Below are 21,903 nucleotides of genomic sequence, written 5' to 3'. Positions count from 1 at the left end.
TCGTCTGCCGGCCACGGGACAGGCGCGTCGTCGTCGTTAGCGACGCATGGCCAGGGAATCGGAACGATGTGGTCGTATACCGGGAAACCCTCGGCCGGAGTCTTCCCGACCACCCGCGGTTCTCCGGCGACGGCGGCTACGGTGGCTGCGACCAGATCAGAACACCGCGCCGCGGACCAGACGGCCGCATCATCAAAGACAGAAACTTCCGCAGGTTCCGGAAACGGCGCGCCGTAGCCGAGCACACCATCGCTCGTCTCAAAGACCACCAAATCCTCAGGCAGTGCCGCCGCCGCGGCGAGGCAATCAACCATGCCGTTGCCGGCGTCGCGGCGCTCCACAACCTGAAGCTCGACATCAGGTAAATCAAGCCCCAGCAGCGGCGATCATGCGCCGCCCCACATTACGGAATATCTCTTCGGGGCTGTCGTCAAAGCGTCACGCCCACAGCGGGCGCGATGCGAGGGTCACGGTCCCGCGTGCTTCAAGACCAAGGACGAGCGGGCGCCCCATCAACGCGCTGGGCGCCATCACGGTCGTCTCTCCAGCTCGGGCGCGTGGCCAGGAAGGACAAGTCCTCTCCATGACCGCCCGTCACATTGCGTAGCCTTGTGCCCTCTTCGTCGGTGAGCGCTGTGAACCACGAGGTCAGGTCGTCGTCGCCGGTCGACCAGTTGACGTACTCATGGAAGCGGTAGAACCAGTAGGTTCCGCAGGAGGTGCACTGTTGCAGGGATTCCATGTCATGCGTCGACTCGTACAGGGTGCGCAGGGCGCGAAGCTCAGGGCGGTGACAGCAGTCGATGTAGTGGGGTGTCTCCACGAGATCCTTGATCCTTTGCTTGGCTGATCGGTCCCGCTGGTAGTCGGTTCCGTGGCGCATCGAGGTGTATCCGCCTCGACGCTCGCGGTACCGCATCCGCCGCCGCACCTGCAACGGCAGGTCGCCGAGCACCGCGCCCACCATCAGGCCAGCTGATGACGTGAAGCATCCTCCCGCAGCACCGGGTGCCGCTACCGTCCTCACCCGCAGCAGGCCGCGGACGTGGGGTCGTGGCAGGGGCACCCGGGCTGTCGGAGAACCGGCGGCTAGTGGGTGAAGCGCAGGTAGTCGAGGTTGAACCCGCCGGTTTCGCAGTAGACGGTGATCGTCTGTTCCCCGGCCGCGAGATTCACCGGCACATGGACGGACTGGTAGGTCCCCCAGCCGCCCGTGTCAGGCACCGACACCGTTGCCAGCTTGGCCGAGCTCTCGTCGCGCAGGGACAGGGCGTTGGATGCGGTGGCCCCGGTGCCGTTCGCGACACGCAGCTCGAGATCGTAGGTGCCTGCCTGCGGGACGTCGACGCGGTACGTGAGCCAGTTGCCGGCGGCCGTCCAGCCCACGTCCCTGCCTGCGCTGGCAGCGGGGTTGCTCTCGGTGAAGTTGCTGCCGTCCGCGGACCAGCCGTGCTGATCGGTGTAGCCCTCCGCCTCGATCTTCTCGCCCACCGGGACGGCGTGGGGCCGCACGGTCAGGTGGACGCTCACCCGGTCGCGTGCTCGGCCGTCGGTGGCGTAGAAGGTCATGTCCTCTTCGCCGGCGGTGGTCGGGTGGATCGTGATCAGGCCGGTCGCCGGGTCCACGTCGACGCCGTCCGGCAACTCGTCGGCGTAGTACGCCAGCCGGTCCCCGTCGCGGTCGGTGGCCTGCAACTGAACGCGTACGGTGCCGTACTGGTCGGCGACGACATCGGCCGCTCCGGCGAGGACCGGGGCGTGGTTGCGGTGGCCCGAGGGAGCCTGGCGCTTCCACCGGTAGGTGGCGAAGGACCCCGCCGGAACGGTCACCACGAACGACTGGCCCGCGACGACGATCCGGACCTTGCTGTCGGTGCTGTTGCTGTTGCCGAGGACTGCGACGTACTTGTCGGCACCGGAGCGGAACACCACGTTGCTGATGCCGTGTTCTGCGGCGCTGGACTCGACGCGCACGTCACCAGGGGAGAGGTACTTGGCGAACTGCCCCATCCCGTACAGCTCGTCGCGGACCGTGAAGTCCTTGGTCGTCGTGTTCACCGTGACCAGCCGGTTGGGCCACTTGGTGGTGGCGCCGACCTTCTCCCAGTCGATGTTGTTGTCCCGGGCGGGTGTCCAGTGCAGAGTTCCGCCGTCCTGGTCCGTGGTCTGGGCCCACAGGATGTAGGAGCCGGCATCGAGACGGAAGTCGCTGAGGATGGTCTGCGGCGAGAGGTCGCTGGTCTCCGTGAGGTGGACCGGCTTTCCGGTCTGCTCGTACGCGTCGCGCATCACGCGCGGATCACCCCAGTAGGGGTGGAAGGCTATGGCGTCCGCCGCGTTCTGGACCTGCTTGCCGGTCACCGAGCCGTCGGGGGCGTCGTCGAAGATGCGGTGGTAGTTCTTGGTCGCCGTGCTGTTGGGATCCCGCCAGTCCCAGAAGTTGAAGTCGTGCACGTAGAGCTGGGTGTCGAGGTGGGCAGCCCGGAACTCACGCTTCATGGCCAGGGCGAGCTTCTGCTGCTGGGCGATGCTGATGTCCATGGCCGGGTAGACCACGTCCATGCCCGGCTCGTTCAGCAGTGTCAGGGCGTCGACGGGTATTCCGTGTCTGGCGTAGGCCTGGACGTAATTGACGTAGTAGCGCGCGAACACATCGATGCAGTCGTCGCGCAGCTTGCCGACCTGGTAGTAGTCGGTGGTGCTGCCGGGCTTGAGTGCGACCTCGCCGGTGAACTGGTTGTTCGTCTTCATCCACGCCGGTGCGCTCCATGCGGAGGCGAAGAAGGTTGCCTTCGGGTTGTACCGCTGGATCAGCTTGATGGTGTCGACGATGTGCAGGTCGATGTCCCGCTGGATGGAGAAGTGCTTGAGACCGAAGTCCTGCGTGACGCCTGCGGGGAGGTCGTCCTCCGACCAGAACGGGAGATGTTCGATCAGGTCGGGGCTGCCGATCGTCAACCGGAACCGGTCGAGGCCCGCACCGTTCTTAGGGTCGACCAGCAGCCGGATGGCGGCCTCGCGCTGGGCGGGGGTGAGCTTCCACAGGTTGGAGACGCTCGTCTCGTCGAGGGAGAACCCGATACCCGTGTACTTCTGCAGAGTGGTACTCGGATCGACGACCACACTGGCATCGGTGGGGGAGCCCGTGTCGTTGCCCGTGCGCACACTGGGCAGCGGCTGCCATGCCTGCGCGCCGCCGGTGGAGTAGGTGCCGGTCACGACAGAGTTCTGCCGGGCCGGTTCGCGTGCTGCCCGGTCGGCGTGCGCGGTGGGACCCGTGCCGACCAGTGCGGTCAGTGCCGTGACGGCGATGGCGGCGATCGCGGTGAGAGAACGTCTCACAGCTTCTCCTGGAGTCTGGGGGTGTCGGGGACTGATGCCGCGCTGGGTCGGTGGCGTACGGCCCGTTCCGGCGGCTGCGGCACAGGTGATCAAGTGGTGTGCGAGTGCTGGCTGTTACGGCGTGGAGCCGGCAAGGCGGCGACGCGGCATGCCTGCGCTTCGGAACCGGAGTCGGCGGGGCTGCCGTCGTCGCCGCGGTACGAGCGCCGTGAAAGGCGTTCACGGTTACAGGTCCTGACGTGGCGACAGCCACTGCATCGCCCCCTCCCGCCTCAACGATGGGTTGGATCCAAGCAATTTCACTGGTGTTAAGTCAAGGCATGAAGAAAGTGAGCTTCGGTCGGGGATCACCTGCGGTCGGCGGCGAGGCGGGCGTCATCAGCCCTTCTACGTAAGGAAGTTGGTGGAAGACGACCCGCCTCGACCGGTCTGTGCCGCCGCGCCGCCTGCGGGTCGCTCTGTCCGGCTCGTCGCCCTCGATCGCCGCCACGCCGCACATCCGCTCCCGGCTCTTCGACCCGGGTCTGATGGAGATCCGATCTCAGACGACTCGCCCTTCCCGCCAGCCGACCCCCACCGCACGACTCCGCGCCGGCGCGACCACTTGGCGCTGGGGTCCTGGCACCGCTCTGGAAAGGGGGCGGCACCTCTGAAGGGAGCACGACGGAGGGACGAGGGAGGACCGCACGGCGCGCACCCGACAGAGGTGAGAGAGATATCCGAGTCCGGAACATGAGCCCGGGTTTGTCCGGCGAGAAGGTGCGGCTCGACGGGATGCGGCTGCCGTGCCCGGTCCCATGCCGACGGCGAATCACACAGCCCATCCCGGCAGCCCGATCCTCGACCTCAATGACGAAATGCGTGGTTCAGGCCAACCATGCGAATGCTCAGCCGGGTCGAATCGACGCTTTCCGCCGACGCCCATATTTCCTCCCCCCGGGTTCCCTTCCGAGGCCCCAACCCGGCGTCGGGCGTCGGCCGGCATCTGATTCCGATCGGCCGGTCCTTTTGGTCAAGCACATCCCCAATGCAGGGTCACGTGGCCGTCGCTCTGCGGCACAGGGGTGCCGGGTTCGGGCGGTTCGGTGTCGCCGCGTGCACCGGGCCAGGGAGAGTGCGTGGCGGCTGTTTTAGCCCGTGTTCTGGGGCTCGACGAGGTCCCGGTGGCCTTCTTATGGCCAAGGGCGGACACTGGATGGTGTCCTCGGTGCCCGGGGAGTCCGTTCAGGGCTCCGCCGGGCAGAGCGACACCTGGGCGGCCGCATTGACCGTGTCGGCTACCGAGTATCTCAAGGGGCCATTCACATGGTGCGATCTTCTGGAATTTCGACACCTGAACCCGATACATCGGAACACAACAACGGACACGTCGATTCAACAGTTGCTCTCCAGAACCATTTCGCTGAAATCCTCGCCGAAGTCCTGCAGACGGACAGAGTGGCGATCGACAGTAACTTCTTCGAGGAGTTGGGTGCGAATTCCTTGGTGATGGCGCAGTTCTGCGCACGGGTCAGGAAGCGGGCGGACCTGCCGTCGGCTTCCATCAAGGACATCTATCAGAACCCGACGATCCGGAGTCTCGCCGCTGCCATGAGCGAGGCCGATCCCGGGCCCTCCGAGCCGCCGACGACGACGGCCGAGGAAGTGCCCCGCACGAGTACGCTTCGCTACGTCCTCTGCGGAACAATGCAACTGCTGCTCTTCCTGGGGTACGTATTCGCCCTCGGAGTGGCAGCCGCCCGCGGGTACAACTGGGTCGCCGCAGGCGAGGATGTACCCCATATCTACCTCCGGGCAGTGGTCTTCGGCGGTGTCGCCTTCGCCGCCCTGACCGCCTTCCCGATCGCGGCCAAATGGATTCTCATAGGCCGCTGGAAACCCCGTGAGTTTCCCCTGTGGGGATTCACATACCTACGTTTTTGGATCATCAGGGTCCTGCTGCACGCCAACCCGATGTTCTTCTTCGTGGGCAACCCGCTCTACGTGCTCTACCTGCGATGCCTCGGCGCGCGCATCGGCAGCGGGGTCACGATCCTCTCCCGCCGGATACCGGTCTGTACGGACCTGCTCACGATCGGCGCGGACACAGTCCTGCGCAAGGAGTCGTTCTTCCTGTGCTACCGGGCGCAAGCAGGGCGTATCCAGACCGGCAGGGTCACCTTCGGCAGGAACGCCGTGGTCGGGGAGAAGACCGTGCTCGACATCAACACCTCGCTCGGCGACCATGCGCAGCTCGGCCATGCGTCCTCGCTGCACAGTGGCCAGAACGTACCGGCCGGCGAGTACTGGCACGGTTCACCGGCGCAACGCGCGCAGATCAGCGCGATTCGGGTGCCGCCGGCGCGGTGCGGTCCCGTGCGTCGTACCGTCTACGGCCTGGTCACCATATTGCAGGTCCTCCTGGTGGTCGTGCCGCTGGCTGTCGGCGGCTCGTACATGCTGCTGGCCACGGCTCCTACGGTGGCCCACATCGTCGGGTCCGAGTCGACAGCCGCGGAAATCACCTCGGCGCGGTTCTACACGGACGCGCTGCGCACATCCCTGGTGGTCTTCTTCGGGTTCGTCGTCCTGGGCACCGCCGCGTTGTGCACGATTCCGCGCCTGCTGGGCCGACTGGTCAAGCCCGATAGGGTCTATCCGCTGTACGGCCTGCATTACTCGGTTCACCGCGCGATCGCACGGACCACCAACGTCAAGTTCTTCAAGCGGCTTTTCGGCGACAGCTCCTTCATCGTGCACTACCTGAGGGGGCTGGGATACAAGCTTGCCCCGGTGCAGCAGACGGGCTCGAACTTCGGCACTGAAGTGGAACACGAGTCGCCGTTCCACAGTGCTGTGGGCACCGGAACGATGGTGGCCGACGGGCTGTCCGTAGTGAATGCCGATTACTCCAGCACGTCATTCCGTGTCTCGCGGGCAGAGATAGGCCGGGACAATTTCATCGGGAACAATATCGCCTTCCCTTCCGGCGCCCGGACGGGCGACAATTGTCTGCTGGCGACAAAGGTGATGGTGCCGCTCGACGGCCAGATCCGCGAGGGAGTCGGTCTGCTGGGCTCGCCGCCCTTCGAGATCCCGCGGTCGGTGGAGCGGGACAGCCGCTTCGACCACTTGCTCTCCCCTGACGAACTGCCCCGCCACCTCGCCGTGAAGAACCACTACAACCTGCGCACCATGGGCTTGTTCCTGGCGCTCGGCTGGCTGTATTTCTTCGTGATCACCCTCCTCGGCATGTCAGCCGCTTCATCGCCCGGGGTCGTGGGACACGTCATGTTCGCCGTGTCCGCGGCGGTCACCCTGGTGTTCACGTCGTTCTACCTCATCCTCGTGGAGCGCCTGGCAGGAGGATTCCGCAGACTGCGGCCGAAACTGTGCTCGATCTACCACCGGGACTTCTGGCTGCACGAGCGCTTGTGGAAGCTGCCCGTCGAATACTTCCATATCTTCAACGGGACCCCCTTCAAACCGTTGGCCTGGCGTTTGATGGGAGCCCGGGTCGGCAAACGGGTCTTCGACGACGGCTGCTATCTGACCGAGCGCACACTCGCCACCATCGGCGACGACTGCACCCTCAACCTCGGCAGCAGGATCCAGTGCCACTCGCAGGAGGACGGGACTTTCAAATCCGATTACATCGGGCTGGGCAACGGTGTCACCCTCGGCGTGGCCGCCCACGTCCACTACGGCGTGATCATGGGAGAAGGCGCCACGCTGGCACCTGACTCATTCCTCATGAAGGGCGAAGAAGTCCCTCGGATGGCCCAATGGCTCGGAAACCCCGCCACGGAGGCGAAAACCGCCGAGCAGCGTTGCGCGGTACGGGCGCCGTGACCTGACCCTACGGTGGGCCGGCAGGCCCACGCGGAGCGTCCTGCGCCCGGGCACGAGCGCAGGACGCTCCGCGTTACTCAGCGCCGTCGGTCTCCGGGTGGCCGGGGGCCCGGTGCTCTGGACGTGGGGCGATGCTCTCGAAGAGGTTGGCGATCAGCTGATCGGCGAAGTCGGGGGTCAGGGGCTCCGCCGGCATGAGCAGCCGGTGGTAGCAGGCACCCCAGAGCTGGTCGACGACCGTTTCGAGGTCGGCGTCCTCGCGGACCTGCCCCGACTGCCGTGCGAGCATGAGGCGGTTCACGGCGAGCTCGCGGCGCTGCCGGACGTAATGAGCTGTCAGCGCGGCCGCCAGTTCGGGGTCGCTCTGAGCGGCTCCGATGAGTTCGGCGACGACGAGGCCGTTGTGGCGCAGGTGGTCGACGAATGCGTGGAGCTGGGTGCTGAGGTCGCGCCGGACGTCACCCGTGTCGGGAAAGGCGAGGGTGTCCTCCACGGCATCGGAGTAGGCCTCGAACGCGAGCGCCCCGGGCGATGACCACCACTTGTAAAGGGTCATCTTGCTGACGCCGGCACGTTCGGCGACCTTCGCGAAGGTCGCGCTTCGTATGCCCTCCGAGAACAGCAGCTCGGCTGTCGCGGCCAGGGCCGCCCGGCGGACGTCCTCCGCCCGGCGGCGACCACGCCCCGGCTTGAGCCGAGGAGCGTCGGGGACATCGGTTCGCTCCATGTGCGTACTCCACGTTCGTCAGTGCCCCTGTAACGCGGCACCCCTTGTGCTCTCGAAGCATATAGACACTCAGTCCACATGTGTTAGTGTACGAGTCGTCCATATAACTGAGGAGGGGTCTCCATGGCCACCATTGAGCAGGCACCCGAGCGCGTCGCGATCGTGACCGGAGGGTCCGGCGGGATCGGAGGAGCGGTCGCTCGCCGGCTGGCAGCCGACGGGATGAAGGTCGTCGTGCACTACGCGGGAAGCGCCGAGCGGGCCAAGGAGGTCGTGGAGTCGATCACCGCGGCCGGTGGAGAGGCAAGCGCAGTGCCGGGAGACGTCGCTGAGGCCGGGGAGGTGGAGCGGCTGTTCGATGTCACCGAGGAGCGCTACGGCCGGGTCGACGTCGTGGTCAACACGGCCGGGATCATGTTGCTGGCGCCGGTGGCCGAGATGGATCTGGACGCGTTCGACCGGATGCACCGGATCAATGTGCGGGGCGCCTTCGTGGTCTCGCAGCTTGCCGCGCGCAGGTTGCGGAAGGGCGGTGCGCTGATCAACATCTCGACTTCCGTCACGCGGTTGCAGCAGCCGACCTACGGCGCCTACGCGGCGACCAAGGGCGCGGTCGAGGCCATGACGCTGATTCTCGCCCGAGAGATGCGCGGCCGGGACATCACGGTGAACGCGGTGGCTCCAGGACCGACCGCCACGCCGCTGTTCCTGGACGGCAAGAGCGAGCAGCTGATCAACCAGATCGCCTCCGCCCCGCCGCTCGAGCGACTCGGTACCCCCGAGGACATCGCTGAGGCTGTCGCCTTCCTGGCCGGACCCGGTCGGTGGGTCAACGGCCAGGTCCTCTACACCAACGGCGGCATCGCCTAGCGCCCCGCCCGTCGGCCCCCCCAGCTCTCGGCCCGGGTGACGCCTATCCTTCGGCGGCTCGAGTGGTGCGCAGCGATCTGAACGCTGCCCGGAGCTCCTTCGTGAAGATGTCCGGCACCTCCCAGGCCGCGAAGTGGCCGCCGCTCGGGGCTTTGTTGAAATAGATGAGCTTGTGGTAGCTGCGCTCGGCCCAACTCCGTGGTGCCTGGTAGATCTCGCTGGGAAACACGGTGATGGCGGCCGGGACGGAGACCGACACGGCGTTGAAGTTGTTGGCGTTGTTCTCCCAGTAGAGGCGAGCGGAAGAGACCGCGGTGTTGGTCACCCAGTAGAGCGTGATGTCGTCGAGCATCTCGTCCACGGTGAGCACCCGCTGGGGTTCGCCGCCGCTGTACGTCCACGCGGCGAACTTGTCGTACATCCATGCGGCCAATCCGGCCGGCGAGTCCGACAGTCCGTATCCCAGGGTCTGTGGCCGGGTGACCATGATGGCCGAGTAGCCTGAGCCCGTCTTGTAGAAGGTGGCCAGATCGTTGTATGCGGCTTTCTCGTCGGCGGACAGCCCGGCCGGGGCCGGGTCGCCGCAGGCCAGTTTCTCTGCGATATCCGGGGGCACGGTGGCCGGGAAATTCACATGGATACCGAGCAATCCTGCGGGTCGCTGCATCGCCAGTCTGTCCGAGATCACGGCACCCCAGTCGCCGCCCTGGGAAACATAGTGCTTGTACCCCAGGCGCTCCATCAATGTGGCCCATGCGCGCGCAATGCGGTCGGGGCCCCAGCCGGTACTCGTCGGCCTTTCCGAAAAGCCGTAGCCGGGTATAGAGGGTATGACGAGGTGAAAGGCTTCGTCGGCGCGGCCGCCATGGGCCGTCGGGTTGGTGAGCGGGTCGATCACCTTGAGAAATTCCAGGATCGAGCCAGGCCAGCCATGGGTCAGGATCATCGGCAGGGCGTGCGCATGGCGGGAGCGCACGTGGAGGAAATGGATATCGAGCCCATCGATCTTGGTCATGAACTGCGCCAAGGAGTTCAACTTGGCCTCGACGTTCCGCCAGTTGTAGGACGTTCCCCAGTAGCGTGCGAGGTTTTGCATCGTGGCCAACTGGACGCCCTGCGACTGATCGCGGACAGTCTCACGGTCGGGCCAACGTGTCGCCATGATGCGCCGACGGAGATCCGCAAGATCCTCTTCCGCAATATTGATGCGGAAGGGACGGATGCCCGCGCTTTCGTGTGTCGCAGTCGGCGTCCGAAGGGGCAGGTCGAAAGCCCCTGTGGTCGCCGTGGTCATCGCGGCGGCCGAGGCGGAAAGGAACGTGCGCCGAGAGTGCCGCGAGGGGGTTTCGGGCATGGCAGACCTCCTTGGGTGATGCGCAGGCTTTCGCGAAGGACTCGCGACGACGTCACGCCCCAGATTGCCCAACGGCGAAGAGGGAGATCTGGCAGGGAATTCCTGCGAGCCAGGGCTGCGACATCCAGGAGGCAGCGGCAGGCGCCGATGAGATGCTTGGTTCACCACGGGTATCGTGACTGAACGTAACGTTATGCAGCGTTGTGTGAACTCGCAACTCGGGCCCCGGATCTGGCGACGAGCTGCAGGTCGGCCGAGCGGCGGGCCGCAGATGGTGGAGGGTGAGGCTCCGGCCGACCGACGGCCCACCGGCCCATGCAGTGCCCTGAGTGCGCGCCTGACCGGTCGAGCCGAGTCGTCCCCGGGTCGCACGAGAGGGGCCGGCCGACGGGAAACGCCCCTGGGCCGGCCGGCCCCTCTGCTCTGCGTGCCGTCAGGTCTGCGCCGGACTTACGGGTAACTGACCAGGTAGGCCACATTGTTGCTTGCGGTGACCTGGTTGCCGGTGCTGTCGATGATGTGGTTGATGGTTCCGGCACCGCCCAGGACCGTGGTCACCATGCTGTGGAACTTGACCGTGGACGTGGTGGGCGTCTCGATGCCATGGCCGAGTACCACGGAGGGGTTGTCGCGGAGGTAGGCATAGACACCCACACCCCATGCCTCGTGGGAGGTGACCGAGTTGGCGACCTTGTACGAGGCGTAGCCGAGGTCGCCTCCACTCGTGGTCCAACTGGACTGGTCGGGCACGTCGTAGGGAGTCTCGCTCTGGTAGAAGTACGTGCGGCCGCCGTTGCCGTTCCAGGTGGTCTGGTACTTCTGGTAGTGCTCGACCGCCAGGCCGTACATGGTGACGTTGTTGCCGTTGACGATCAGCCCGTTGACGGCGGGGTTGGTCGTCCAGCCGACGCCGTTGGAGTGGTCCCCGCGCCACAGCCACAGGTCGTCGCCGATGACGTCATTGCTGTTGATCACCAGTGTCTGGGTGGCCTTGCCGGCGATGTCTCCACCGATGCGGAAGAAGACATCGTGCAGCACGATCGGGTCGGCGGAGTGACTGGCGCTGGAGCCGGCCGGGCCGACCTGCATCAGGGTGTTGGAGTTGGTGGTGTTCGCACTGATCAACAACCCGGCGATGTCGATGCCGTCGACGTCGGCCGCGGTGATCGCGGTGACGCCGTTGTCCGGCACGAGGGTGGCCAGGCCCAGTCCGAGCACCACCGTGTCGGGTCGGGTGATGTTCAGCGGCGCCGAGAGGTGATACACGCCAGGGGTGACGATCAGGTTCTGACCCGCGGCGAGCGCGTTGTTGATCGTCGTGGCGGTGTCACCGGGCTTGACTATGTAGAACTTGCTGATGGGCAGCGAACTGCCCGGAGCCGTTCCGTTGACCCAGTCCGGGCCCTGCACATTGGTGCGCACCGACGGAACGAACACCTGCCAGTTGCCTGTGCCGTCGACGTAGATGAACGGCTTCTCGCGCATCACCGGGCTCTGGGCGACGGTGGTGTACTGCGGATTGGGGAAGCTGGTCGCCGGTGCGCCGGTGTCACCGACGAAGACCATGTTCCAGTTGTGCCCGGTCCAGCCGCCGTTCAGGGCGCTGTTCTGGGTGAGGAACTGCTGCTGGGTCCCGGAGTTGATCTGGCCGGAGATCCGGGAGTTGCCGATGTAGCCGCCGCTGGACCAGTTGGTGCTGGTGCCGTGGGTGTCGTCCCAGAGCTTCATGTTGCCGTGCACGTCCATCCGCCGGAACGGATCGGCCTGCGAGACGGCCCACATGGTGCTGCCGGAGCTGGGGCTCACCGACATGTTCTCGACGTCGCGCCAGAAGTTCTGGGTGGCGTTGCCGTCGTTGGTGTGACCCTCGACGTGCACGCCGCCGCCGGTGATCGACACCTGGGTCGGTGACAGGCCCAGCCCGGAGACCTGGGTGTAGTAGCCGACCGGTATGTCGACGTTGTACGTGCCGGGCGTGAACAGCAGGGCGTTGCGCTGGGTGCCGAACTCGTTGGTCTGCTGGGTGCTGTAGACCGAGTTGATCTTCGACTGGATGGTGGACACCGGCATCGACGGATCGAACACCGTCACATTGGGGCCGAAGTCCGGGGTGTTGGGCGGCGGGGAGATGCCGCCGGAGAGAGTGAAGGACTGGGCGCCGGTGCCGTTGCAGGTGTACTGCTGCAGTTGGACGCTGTCGGCGGTGGACGCAGACGGCACATCGAGGCACTTGCCGCTGTTGCGGTTGACGAAGTGGTACCCGCCGGAGGCCTCTGCGACCGGCAGCCACTGCTGGTTGGCACCGCCGCCGTAGAGCCACAGCTGGGTCGGCGCACCGTCGGCGGTGGAGACGTCGGTCTCGTCCCAGACCTGATTCGGTGCGGAGGCCGCCCCGATCCGGTAGTAGCCGCTGTCGGTGGCGGTGAACTGCCAGGACTGCGCGCCGGTGCCGTTGCACGTGTACTGCTGCACGGCGGTGCCGTTGCCGGTGGCCGCGGCGCGTGCGTCCACGCACTTGCCGCTGTTGGCGTTGACGACGGTGGTGGGGGAGGTGGGGATGGTCGCCGCGCCGGCGCTCGGTGCGGCGAGCAGCGTGATGCCGGCGACGGCCGGCAGCAGAAGGGCGGTTGTGAGAGCGGCTGTGCGTCTGCGGGGACGGGGGGCTCGGACGAGCACCGCGAGAACGTCGGTCACACGTGTCTCCTCGGTCGCGTTGGGGTCGCGCGATGTTGGTCGGAAGGTAGGCGCCGCCCGCCGGGCCGTCAATACACAACAAAAAATAAGCCGTGAACTATGCTGCCAGGAAAGGGAACTGAGCTGGTGGGCGCTGTCACGAACGGACGGTGGGTCCTTTGTCTACAGGTGTCCCCGCTTCGCCCGCCGCATCGGGAACAGCTGAGGCTCCGCTCCTCTACGAGTAGCCGCTCCGGTCAGTAGGCGCCCATCAGCGCGACCGGGGTGTAGGTTCCCGCGCGACGGCCGACTCAAGGGCGACGCCACCCACACCGTGACACTCGGCCCCGTCCGACGGTACGACCCGCTCTTGACCCTAGGTGTCAGAGTCATCCCCTGACGCATCCGAGGTCAAGGTGCCTGGAGCCGGTACGCGTGTCGGGCCCAGGTGTGGTCGCCATCGGGTTGATCGCCACGGAGATCCGGCAACAGCTGAGGCACGGGCTCAGGGGCAAGCTCCGACTCCACTGCGGTGAGATTATGTGAGTATTTGAGGCAAATGAGAGCTTGATGAGCATTCTCTTATCGAGGTGGTGTTTTTCCGTTTTGGGCGATTCTGGGGTGCAGGATCTCATTCATCCCGGCCCACCCGGCCAGGCGACCTGACGGAGCATCACGCTCCATCGAACGGAGAGGACACCCTCGATGAGTAACAGAATCAAGCGGGCCGCGGCCCTTGGCGTGGCGACGATCGCGATGAGCGCCGGGGTCGTGCTCGGGACGGTCGGCAGCGCCTCCGCCGCCACGGCCTACCACGGCCCGGATCGTGACCACGCCCGGCACGGCTGGCACGACTCGAACTACTGGAACCGGGGGCGGAACCTGGGTCACAACAGGCACCACCACAAGCAGTACGGCCACGTGGGGCGCGCCTGGCACAAGAACGACCGCGACTGCCGCCGCTAGACCCGGCCCAGGCTTCACTTTCGCATCGGCGTGGAGCCGCTTCACACCATTGCCTGCGCTGTCCCGGCGATCGGTGAACCGGTGATCTGACGGCGAACAAGGGGATTTGAGCGCGCCCCGGACACAATGGTCCGGGGCGCGCTCGAGCTTGATCTCCTAGGGGGAGCGGCCGGCAACGACCGATCGCATGGCTCCGGGCAACCTCGGGACAGCGATCAAGTCGGCAGCCGCCGTGGGGGAATGGGGCGGTGGGGGTATCGGCTTGGTGCGGCACGTGGCCGGGCTCGGACGCGCCGATGGCCGGAGAGTGCCGCCTCCGTCAACTCTGCGCAAACGCCGGGCAGATGATGTGCCAGACTGCGGTGATCGATTGATCCACTCATGCAACGGGAGTCCGTCATGATGGCCGATACACCCGGCTCTGTGCACATCGATACCAGCAAGGCGCATCCGGCGCGGGTGTACGACTGGCTGCTCGGCGGCAAGGACAACTATCCCGTCGACAAGGCGGTGGGCGAGAAACTTCCGCCCGAGGCACGGGACGCCGCCCGCCAGAACCGTGAGTTCATGCACCGGGCGGCTGCGTGGCTCGCCATGCAGGGCGTCGACCAGTTCCTGGACATCGGCGCGGGCATTCCCACCGAACCCAACCTGCACCAAGTCGTTCAGCGCATCGTGCCGAGTGCCAAGGTCGTGTACTGCGACAACGATCCCATCGTGCTGCGGCACGCGGAGGCGTTGCTGGCCGGTCACCCCCAGGGGCGCACCGACTACATCCAGGCCGATGTACGCCGACCGGCACAGATCGTCGAGCATGCCCGAAGCGTGCTCGACTTCGAACGCCCCATCGCGCTCTCGTTGATCGCACTCATGCACTTCATCCCGGACGACCAGGACCCGTACGAGATCGTGCGTGCTCTGCTCGCAGCCCTGCCGCAGGGCAGTCACCTCGTCCTGTCGCACGCCGCATCCGATCTCTATCCGGAACTCGCCGAGCAGGTAACCGCCGAGTATGCGAAGGGCGGCATCCGGCTCGGTTTCCGCACCCGGGGTGAGGTGGGACGTTTCTTCGACGGCCTGGACCTCCTGGATCCCGGCCTGGTGACAGCCCCCGAGTGGTTCAAGAGCCCCGCCACAACGCCGTCGCCGGAAGACAGTGGCATCTACGCCGCGGTGGCCCGCATCCGCTGATCGTCTCCCCATGGGCTTGGCCGGATCACGGCAGAACACCGCTGCCGCCGGGGAGCGACCGATACGGTCCTCAGATGCGGGGTGGGGCCTCGCCGGTCACAGGTCGAGTCGGAGAGCGGTGAGCTCGGCACGGGAGCTGACGCCCAACTTGGCGTAGCAGTTTCGCAAGTGAAAGTCGACGGTGCGTGGACTGACGAACAGCTGCGCGGCCACGTCCCGGTTCGACAGCCCCTGCCGGACCAGAGCGGCTACCTGGCGTTCCTGCCGGGTGAGCTCGGTGGCGGTGGTTTCGTCGCGGCGGCGGGCGGTCTCCCCGGAGGCGCGCAGTTCCTGCGTCGCCTGCTCGGCCCACGGCGTGGCGCCCAGGTCCTCGAACAGCGCCAGCGCCGTGCGCAGATGATCGCGGGCGTCGACCCGGCGGCGGGCGCGCCGCAGGTGCTCGCCGAAGGCCAGATGGGTGGCGGCCCGGTCGCGCAGCCGCGGCGAGTCGGTGTGCGCGGCGAGTGCCCGCCGGAAGTGGGTCTCGGCGTCGCCTTCGTCGTCCAGCAGCGCGCGGCCGTGCTCGACGACCGCGGTCGCCGCCGGCAGTTCGGTTCCTGCCGCGAACTGCTCCAGCTCGGCGAGCCAGGTGCGGGCGAGATCCTCGCGGTCGCCGCGTACGGCTGCGTCGAACAGGTCGAGGGCGGCCAAGCGGCGCCAGACGGGCCCTTCGATCTGCATGAGGTGGTGCAGCGCGGTGGCCGGCTGGGCCGCGCTGCGCAGCCCGCGGGCCCAGTGCGCCAGGTCGGCGACAAGGCCGTCGGTGATGCCGACGGGGTGCTTGTCCCGGATCTCGGCGACCCTGTCCAGATGGCGGTCGGCGGCGTCGTCTCCGCGTAGCGCCGCGACCAGGGCGAGTTGCGCGGTGGGCAGTGCGCTCAACCCCGGGTGACCGGTACCGACGGTCAGCGGCAGCGCCTCGGCGGCGGCAGCGGCGGCCTTCGACCAGGCGCCGGTCGCGATCTGGAAGTGGGCGCCGCGGGTGAGGGCGTGCTCGACCATGTTCAGCGCGCCGGCGCGGCGGGCGGCGGTCAGTTGCTGCTCGTGCAGCCGCAGTCCGCGCTCGTCGTCGTCGATCAGCATCGCGGCGATACCCAGGTTGGGCTGCAGCACATGGTCGTCGACGGGGTCGGCGTCGGTGAGGACGAACGCGCACCGGAAGGACTCCGCGGCGGTGCCCCAGTCGCAGCGGGCGACCGCGCCGAACCCCTGCAGCAGGGCCCAGGCGGCCCGTACCCGGGTCGGCGCGTCCGGCGCCGGCTCGGCCACGAGAGCGGTCGGGTTCACGGTGCGCGGGGATCGGGCGCCGAACGCCGCCAGCGACGCGGCGAGCATCGCCAGCTGAGCCGCCGGTGCCGGGTCCACGTCGGCGGCGAGCTCGGCGGCCTGCAGGACGAGGTCGTAGCCGTCATTGAGGGAACGGGTGTTCCATTCGATCTGCCCCTGCAACGCGAGCAGTTGCGACCGCAGCAGCGGATCGGTCACGTCCGCCGCGGCGGCCCGGGCGAGTGCCGAGGCGCGCGACGGGTGCGCGCCCAGCCAGGCCGAGGAGGCGGCCAGGTACAGCCGCCGGCCGCGGGCCTCACCGCCGACGGTGAGTTCGGCGGCGCGGGCCCGTGCGGCGGCCGCCGCCTCGTGGCCACCGCGGGCCGCGGCGCGCTCGGCGACCCCGTCGAGGGCGGCGACGACGTCCTCGTCGAGCCGGTCGGCTGCGGCAGCCAGGTGCCAGGCCCGACGCTCCGGATCGCCGGTCAGCACGTCGGCGAGTACACGGTGTACGGCGCGGCGTTGCGCACTGGTGGCCGCGCGGTAGACCGCCGAGCGCACCAGCGGGTGGTAGAGGGTGACGGTGTCGCCGTCCACGCGCAGCAATCCGGACCGCTCCGCCGCGTCCAGAGCGGTATCAGCGGCGTCGAGGCATTCGGCGGCGTCGCGGACCACGGTGAGTCGGGCGGTGTCGTCGGTCGCGGCGACCAGCAGGAACCGTTGCGCGGGTTCATCGAGGCTGCGGTAGCGGTGGAGGAAGGCGCGCTCCACGCCGCCGGTCAGCGGCAGCGGGCTGGGCAGCGGCGCCCGGCCGGTCAGCTGGTCGGCGGTGAGCACCCCGGCCAGCTCGACCAGCGCGAGCGGGTTGCCGCCGGTGCCCGTGACCAGCTGCTCGCGCACCGCTGGGTCGATGTCGGTTCCGGCGCGGGCGGACAGCAGCGCGTCGGCGTCGGTGCCCGTCACACCGCCGAGTACGACGGTCGGCAGGTCATCGGCGTCGAAGCGTCGGGCATCGCCGTCACGGGCGGCGAACAGCAGCGCCACGCGCTCGGCCTGCAACCGGCGAGCGGCGAACAGCAGCGCCGCGGCCGACGCTTCGTCGAGCCAGTGCGCGTCATCGACGACGACCAGCAGCGGCGTCTGTTCGGCGGCGTCGGCGAGCAGGCTCAGCGTGCCGAGGAACGCCCGGAAGCGGTCGCCCTCGCCTTCTGCCTCACCCATCGCCGCGCGCAGCGCCGATGCCTGCGGCGCGGGCAGGGAGTCGATTCGGGTGCGCAGTGGCCACAGCAGCCGTTGCAGCGCGGCGAAGGCCAGCGGTGATTCGGACTCCACGCCGGAGGTGCGCAACACCCGCAGGTCCGCGGCGGTTGTCAGCGCATCGACCAGCAGCGTCGACTTGCCGACCCCGGCGACGCCGCGCACCACCAGCGCACCGCCACTGCCGCTGCGGGCGGCGTCGAGCAGGGCGGCGATCGCCGCGCGTTCGGGATCCCGTCCGGCCAGCACGAGGCCAACGGTACCGAACGCTCCGGACGGCCCCGGTGCCCGCCGCCGGGAGCAGCGGGGCCGGCAGCGTCCACTGCCCGTCGGCCATCGTCGAACCGGGGGAGAAATGCCGTCGCGAGGGACGATCACCAGCCCGGCCATGAGCAGGGCATGACGAGTACAGGGCGGGCACTGGAACGCTGTGTGCACCCGGACTCCCGGTAGGACTGGCACGCCTGGAGAGTCCCTCTGCTACCAGGAGTCCTTCACGTTCCGAGTGAACCGCGCCCCGATCGAGCGCGCGCGGGCCGTTCGTATCGTCCGGAGGTTCCGCCCGGCATCCGAGATCGTTGCCGACGCCGTCGACGAAGGCGCGTCAGTGGTGGTGGCCGTGCCGGCCGAGAGTGTCCACGGGGGTCGCGCCGGGGCGGGTCCACTGCGGCACGGGGCGGCTGGTCGGGCCCCAGGTGGCCTTCCCGTCCGCGTCCGAGCGCCAGGACCAGCACGCGTTGTGCCCCTCGGGCCAGCCTTCGGGGTTGTCCTCCCACGTCTCGCCGCGGCCGTAGGGCGTCATGTCGAGCAGGCCGAGGGACCCGTTGACCCGTTCGTTGCCGCGGCCCGTCGTGGAGTAGGTGAGGAACACGCGGTCGCCGTCGCGCAGGAAGCAGGTGATGTGACCCATGCTGCGGCCGACCGGCGCGTCCACGTCGCGCACCGAGTACCAGGGCTGGGTGTAGCCCATGAACTCGACGTAGGAGGCCACCTCGTCCGGGCGGCCCGAGGTCAGGACGGCGAACGAGACGCCGCGGGCGTTGAGGTAGACGGTGTCCTTCAGATGCCAGACCGTGGTGGTGCAGCCCTCGCACTGCCCCTGGTGCGGCGCGCCGTCGTGCCACATGTGCTTGTAGACCAGGAGCTCGTCGCGGCCCTGGAACAGGTCCAGGAACGGGACCGGGCCGTCGGGTCCGACGACCTCGACCGTCCCGTCGAACTCCACCATGGGCAGTCGGCGGCGGGCCGCGGCGATGGCGTCGCCCTCGCGGGTGTGGGCTTTCTCGCGGACCAGAAGCTCGTCGCGGGCCGCCTGCCAGGTGGCCAGGTCGACGACGGGCGGGCGGCCGGGCAGCGCGGTGGTCGGGTCGTCCGGCGTGGTGGTCATGGTGTCCTCCGTGGTGTCTCGTGCCGGGCAGCGTCGTACGACGTCTTACGACGGTCACCAGTACAGACTCCCGGTCCGGCCGGAACTCATCGCGGCAGGGGGCGCCCCTCGCACGGGCGCCGCCGTCGGCGGCCTCGCGCAGGGAGCGCACCCACACCCACCTGGCCGATCCAGGCGGAAAACCCGGCGATTTCGCCGGTGAGACGCATCCACGCCCGCACCGACTCTTATGCCTGACCGGGCACCACGACCAGCACCTCAAGAAGCTCCCTCGTTGTCCAGCACCTTCATCGGTTCGACCACGTTCGAGGCAGAGGGCACGACCCGCGCCCCCTGCCGGCGCGCGGTCACCGATTAGATCGTCGCCGCCGTCGACGAGGCGGGCTACGTCCTCGTCCCGTGACACCTTCCATCCCGCAACGTCAACTGGAGACTTGCCATGTCCAGCACATTTCCCGCCCTGAGCGCCAACCCGGCGCACACCGAACCCCCGGCGCGTCGCGCGTCGCTGCGCCTGTCCGCCACGCTGCTGCTCGTGGGGCAACTCCTGTACATCGGGGTCACCCAGCTCCACGCCGGCGGGGACGCGAACGACCACCCCGCCGTGTTCACCGAGTACGCCCACAGCGGGATCTGGACACTCGTGCACCTCGGCCAGTTCGTGGGCATGGCAGTCTTCCTCGCGGGGCTGATCGCCCTGTTCCTCGCCCTGGATGTTCAGGCCGGAACAGCGAGATGGGCGGGTCGTTTCGGTGCCGCTTCGGCGGTGGCGACGCTGGCGCTGTACGGCGTCCTCCAGGCAGTCGACGGGGTCGCCCTCAAGCAGGCCGTGAACGCGTGGGGGAGCGCCCCGGACAACGAGAAGGCGGCGCGCTTCGCGACGGCCGAGGCGATCCGCTGGCTTGAGTGGGGGGTGAGGAGCTACCAGAACTTCGCCCTTGGCCTCGCCTTGCTCCTGTTCGCGGTCGCGGTGTTGCGCACGGCTTGGATTCCGCGGCCGATCGCCCACCTGATGGGGTTCTCCGGCCTCGCCTGTCTGGTTCAGGGCTGGGTGGTCGGCTACGAGGGTTTCTCGGGCACGGAGACGATCGCAATCGTGCTGGCCTTCGTCCTGGACGTGGCGTGGATGATCTGGCTGGTCGTGGTCGCCTGGCGGATGCGGGATTCGCAGGCCTCGTCCCCTCGGCGATGAAGGCGTGGGCCGCACGGCGCTGATGGCCGGCGGCCTCGCCGACGCGAAGGCGAAGATCGGCCCGCTCCGGCACGCCCGGCTCGGCACGCCGGGCTGAGCCCGCACCACCCCCTGACTCCGACCAGTCGCGGACTGCGGCGGCCGTCCTGACCCGCGGTGGTCGCCGCCACGCGCCGCGGCTCTCGGTTGCCTCGCCCAAGGGAAGTGCAGCTCGCCCCCCAGCGCCCCGCCAACCATCTTCACCCCGCCCGATGCCACGTCCGGCACCGACGCCACCGCCCGCGCTCCCGCCGGTCAGGGCCACCGGCCCGGCCGATCCCAGCGAACAACCCGGCGATTTCCCCGGTGAGACGCACCGGCCCCCGGACCGACTCTTCTACCTGACCGCACCGCCACCACCGACCATCTAGGAGTTCCCCTTGCTCTCCGGCACCCCCCGTACCTTCATCGGCTCGACCACCTTCGAGGTCACCGGTATGACCTGCGCGCATTGCGTCCGCGCCGTCGCCGAGGAGATCTCGAGTGTCGCCGGCGTCGAGTCCGTCACCGTCGACCTGGCCAGCAGCAGCGTCACCGTCACCGCCTCCCAGCCGGTCGACCGCGCCGACATCGCCGCCGCAGTCGACGAAGCCGGCTACGCCCTCGTCCCGTGACCCGCACCCATCCCTGGAGACATGCATGCACAGCCAACCTGCCACCCCGAGCGCGGCACCCACTCCCACCGACGCCGTCGCGCACAACGGCCCCCGCCTGAGCGCCAGGAGATTCGCCCGGCACTTCGCCGAGATGGTCGTGGCGATGGCCGTCGGCATGGTGGTCCTGCACCCGGTGTGGATGTTCGTCCTCGACGCCCTCGGCGCCGCCGGACTGATGCACAACCCGTACACCGGCGCGCTGATCATGGCGACGAACATGACGGTGGCCATGTCCGCGTGGATGAAGTTCCGCGGCCACCGCCGGCGGCCCATCGCCGAGATGGGCGCGGCCATGTACGTGCCCTTCCTGGTGCTGTTCGTCCCGCTGGCGCTCGAACTCATCGACACCGGCGCCCTGATGCTGTGGGGCCACCTGCTCATGCTCCCGGCGATGGCCGCGGCCATGCTGCTGCGCCCGCACGAGTACGCCCACTGCTGAAACCCCCGGCGACGCGATGCGACCAGCCGCGCGTCGCGAGAACCCGACCGCGACCCGGGAGCGGTTCCCCCGCTCCCGGCCCGCCCAATACCCCACCATCCCCAGAGGACGCCCCATGATGACCGAGGCCACGATCCGCCGGGCCACGCCGGACGACGCCGCCGAAGTGGCCGCGATGGTCCGGGAGATCGCCGCCCACGAGGACCAGGCGACGCAGGTACACGTCACCGATGAGCGGTGGCACGCCCTGCTCGGACGCCCCGAGGTGATCGTCCTTCTGGCCGAGCGGGGCAGCCGCGCGATCGGCTACGTCTCCGCCGTCCGCCAGTTGCATCTTTGGACCGGCGGCGACGTGCTCAACCTCGATGACCTTTACGTCCGCCCAGGTCACCGCGACGCCGGCGTCGGCCGACAACTCATGGCGGCCCTCGCCGCGTTGGCCGCATCCGGGCGGCTGCTCATCCGCTGGGGCATGGAGGTCGACAACGTGGAGGCGCAGCGCTTCTACCACCGCCTCGGCGCCACCCTGCGGCCCAAGATCCTCGCTGCCTGGCCCCCGAGCGCCTACGCCGAAGTGGCGACCGGCCGCTGACCCGGCCGCGTACCCGGCGAAGTCGCCGGTCCGAGTCCGGCCACCACCCCCGAGGAATCAGCCTCAACCCCCGTATCCCGTC

General features: G+C 68.2%; 16 protein-coding genes. 9 read left to right on the top strand and 7 right to left on the bottom strand.

Annotation, left to right across the window (positions count from 1 at the left end):
* Positions 1-68: 68 nt before the first annotated feature.
* On the top strand, positions 69-365 hold the full coding sequence (locus ABZ904_RS22720; protein WP_361825296.1) for a hypothetical protein: 297 nt from the start codon (positions 69-71) through the stop codon (positions 363-365).
* A gap of 119 nt (positions 366-484) precedes the next feature.
* Here ABZ904_RS22720 and ABZ904_RS22715 read toward each other — a convergent pair whose 3' ends face one another.
* Positions 485-967, bottom strand: a complete 483-nt coding sequence (locus tag ABZ904_RS22715; RefSeq protein WP_361825289.1) for a hypothetical protein — start codon at positions 965-967, stop codon at positions 485-487.
* Positions 968-1,089: 122 nt separating this feature from the next.
* Positions 1,090-3,342, bottom strand: coding sequence for a carbohydrate-binding protein (locus ABZ904_RS22710; protein WP_360996938.1), 2,253 nt, complete (start codon positions 3,340-3,342; stop codon positions 1,090-1,092).
* A gap of 1,305 nt (positions 3,343-4,647) precedes the next feature.
* Between ABZ904_RS22710 and ABZ904_RS22705 the strand changes: the two genes are divergently transcribed.
* A complete protein-coding gene (locus tag ABZ904_RS22705) occupies positions 4,648-7,173 on the top strand; it encodes a Pls/PosA family non-ribosomal peptide synthetase (RefSeq protein WP_360997119.1) in 2,526 nt (841 codons plus the stop codon).
* A gap of 73 nt (positions 7,174-7,246) precedes the next feature.
* On the opposite strand, the gene ABZ904_RS22700 is transcribed toward ABZ904_RS22705, so the two are convergent.
* A complete protein-coding gene (locus ABZ904_RS22700; protein WP_359409061.1) occupies positions 7,247-7,900 on the bottom strand; it encodes a TetR/AcrR family transcriptional regulator C-terminal ligand-binding domain-containing protein in 654 nt (217 codons plus the stop codon).
* A gap of 123 nt (positions 7,901-8,023) precedes the next feature.
* Between ABZ904_RS22700 and ABZ904_RS22695 the strand changes: the two genes are divergently transcribed.
* Positions 8,024-8,770 carry an SDR family oxidoreductase gene (locus ABZ904_RS22695; RefSeq protein ID WP_360996941.1) on the top strand — a complete coding sequence of 249 codons (747 nt, stop codon included), beginning with the start codon at positions 8,024-8,026 and terminating at the stop codon, positions 8,768-8,770.
* 43 nt (positions 8,771-8,813) lie between these two features.
* Here the strand turns inward: ABZ904_RS22695 and ABZ904_RS22690 are convergent, their stop codons facing one another.
* Both ABZ904_RS22690 and ABZ904_RS22685 read right to left on the bottom strand, forming a co-directional pair.
* Positions 8,814-10,124, bottom strand: a complete 1,311-nt coding sequence (locus ABZ904_RS22690) for an epoxide hydrolase family protein (RefSeq protein WP_361825286.1) — start codon at positions 10,122-10,124, stop codon at positions 8,814-8,816.
* Between the two features lie 450 nt (positions 10,125-10,574).
* Positions 10,575-12,743, bottom strand: a complete 2,169-nt coding sequence (locus ABZ904_RS22685) for an RICIN domain-containing protein (RefSeq protein WP_361825294.1) — start codon at positions 12,741-12,743, stop codon at positions 10,575-10,577.
* Positions 12,744-13,502: 759 nt separating this feature from the next.
* Here ABZ904_RS22685 and ABZ904_RS22680 point away from each other — a divergent pair.
* Together ABZ904_RS22680 and ABZ904_RS22675 are read left to right on the top strand one after the other, a co-directional pair.
* A complete protein-coding gene (locus ABZ904_RS22680) occupies positions 13,503-13,763 on the top strand; it encodes a hypothetical protein (RefSeq protein ID WP_359409067.1) in 261 nt (86 codons plus the stop codon).
* A gap of 423 nt (positions 13,764-14,186) precedes the next feature.
* Entirely contained in the window at positions 14,187-14,954 is a 768-nt protein-coding gene (locus ABZ904_RS22675; RefSeq protein WP_361825284.1) for an SAM-dependent methyltransferase, read from the top strand.
* Positions 14,955-15,050: 96 nt separating this feature from the next.
* Here ABZ904_RS22675 and ABZ904_RS22670 read toward each other — a convergent pair whose 3' ends face one another.
* Both ABZ904_RS22670 and ABZ904_RS22665 read right to left on the bottom strand, forming a co-directional pair.
* Positions 15,051-17,765, bottom strand: a complete 2,715-nt coding sequence (locus tag ABZ904_RS22670; RefSeq protein ID WP_361825282.1) for an AAA family ATPase — start codon at positions 17,763-17,765, stop codon at positions 15,051-15,053.
* Positions 17,766-18,120: 355 nt separating this feature from the next.
* The gene (locus ABZ904_RS22665; RefSeq protein WP_361825280.1) at positions 18,121-18,903 is read right to left on the bottom strand and encodes a DUF899 family protein; all 783 of its coding nucleotides are present in this window, start codon (positions 18,901-18,903) and stop codon (positions 18,121-18,123) included.
* 439 nt (positions 18,904-19,342) lie between these two features.
* On the opposite strand from ABZ904_RS22665, the gene ABZ904_RS22660 reads away from it, so the two are divergent.
* The 4 genes from ABZ904_RS22660 (at position 19,343) to ABZ904_RS22645 (ending at position 21,821) form a co-directional block, all read left to right on the top strand.
* Positions 19,343-20,095 carry a DUF4386 family protein gene (locus ABZ904_RS22660; RefSeq protein WP_361825278.1) on the top strand — a complete coding sequence of 251 codons (753 nt, stop codon included), beginning with the start codon at positions 19,343-19,345 and terminating at the stop codon, positions 20,093-20,095.
* Between the two features lie 419 nt (positions 20,096-20,514).
* Positions 20,515-20,748 carry a heavy metal-associated domain-containing protein gene (locus ABZ904_RS22655; protein WP_361825276.1) on the top strand — a complete coding sequence of 78 codons (234 nt, stop codon included), beginning with the start codon at positions 20,515-20,517 and terminating at the stop codon, positions 20,746-20,748.
* A gap of 25 nt (positions 20,749-20,773) precedes the next feature.
* A complete protein-coding gene (locus tag ABZ904_RS22650) occupies positions 20,774-21,229 on the top strand; it encodes a hypothetical protein (RefSeq protein ID WP_359407465.1) in 456 nt (151 codons plus the stop codon).
* 115 nt (positions 21,230-21,344) lie between these two features.
* A complete protein-coding gene (locus tag ABZ904_RS22645; RefSeq protein ID WP_361825274.1) occupies positions 21,345-21,821 on the top strand; it encodes a GNAT family N-acetyltransferase in 477 nt (158 codons plus the stop codon).
* The last annotated feature ends 82 nt before the right edge of the window (positions 21,822-21,903 follow it).

The organism is Streptomyces sp. NPDC046900, assembly GCF_040644975.1.
Classification (GTDB): Bacteria; Actinomycetota; Actinomycetes; order Streptomycetales; family Streptomycetaceae; genus Streptomyces.
This window is presented reverse-complemented; position numbering and strand designations above follow the sequence as displayed.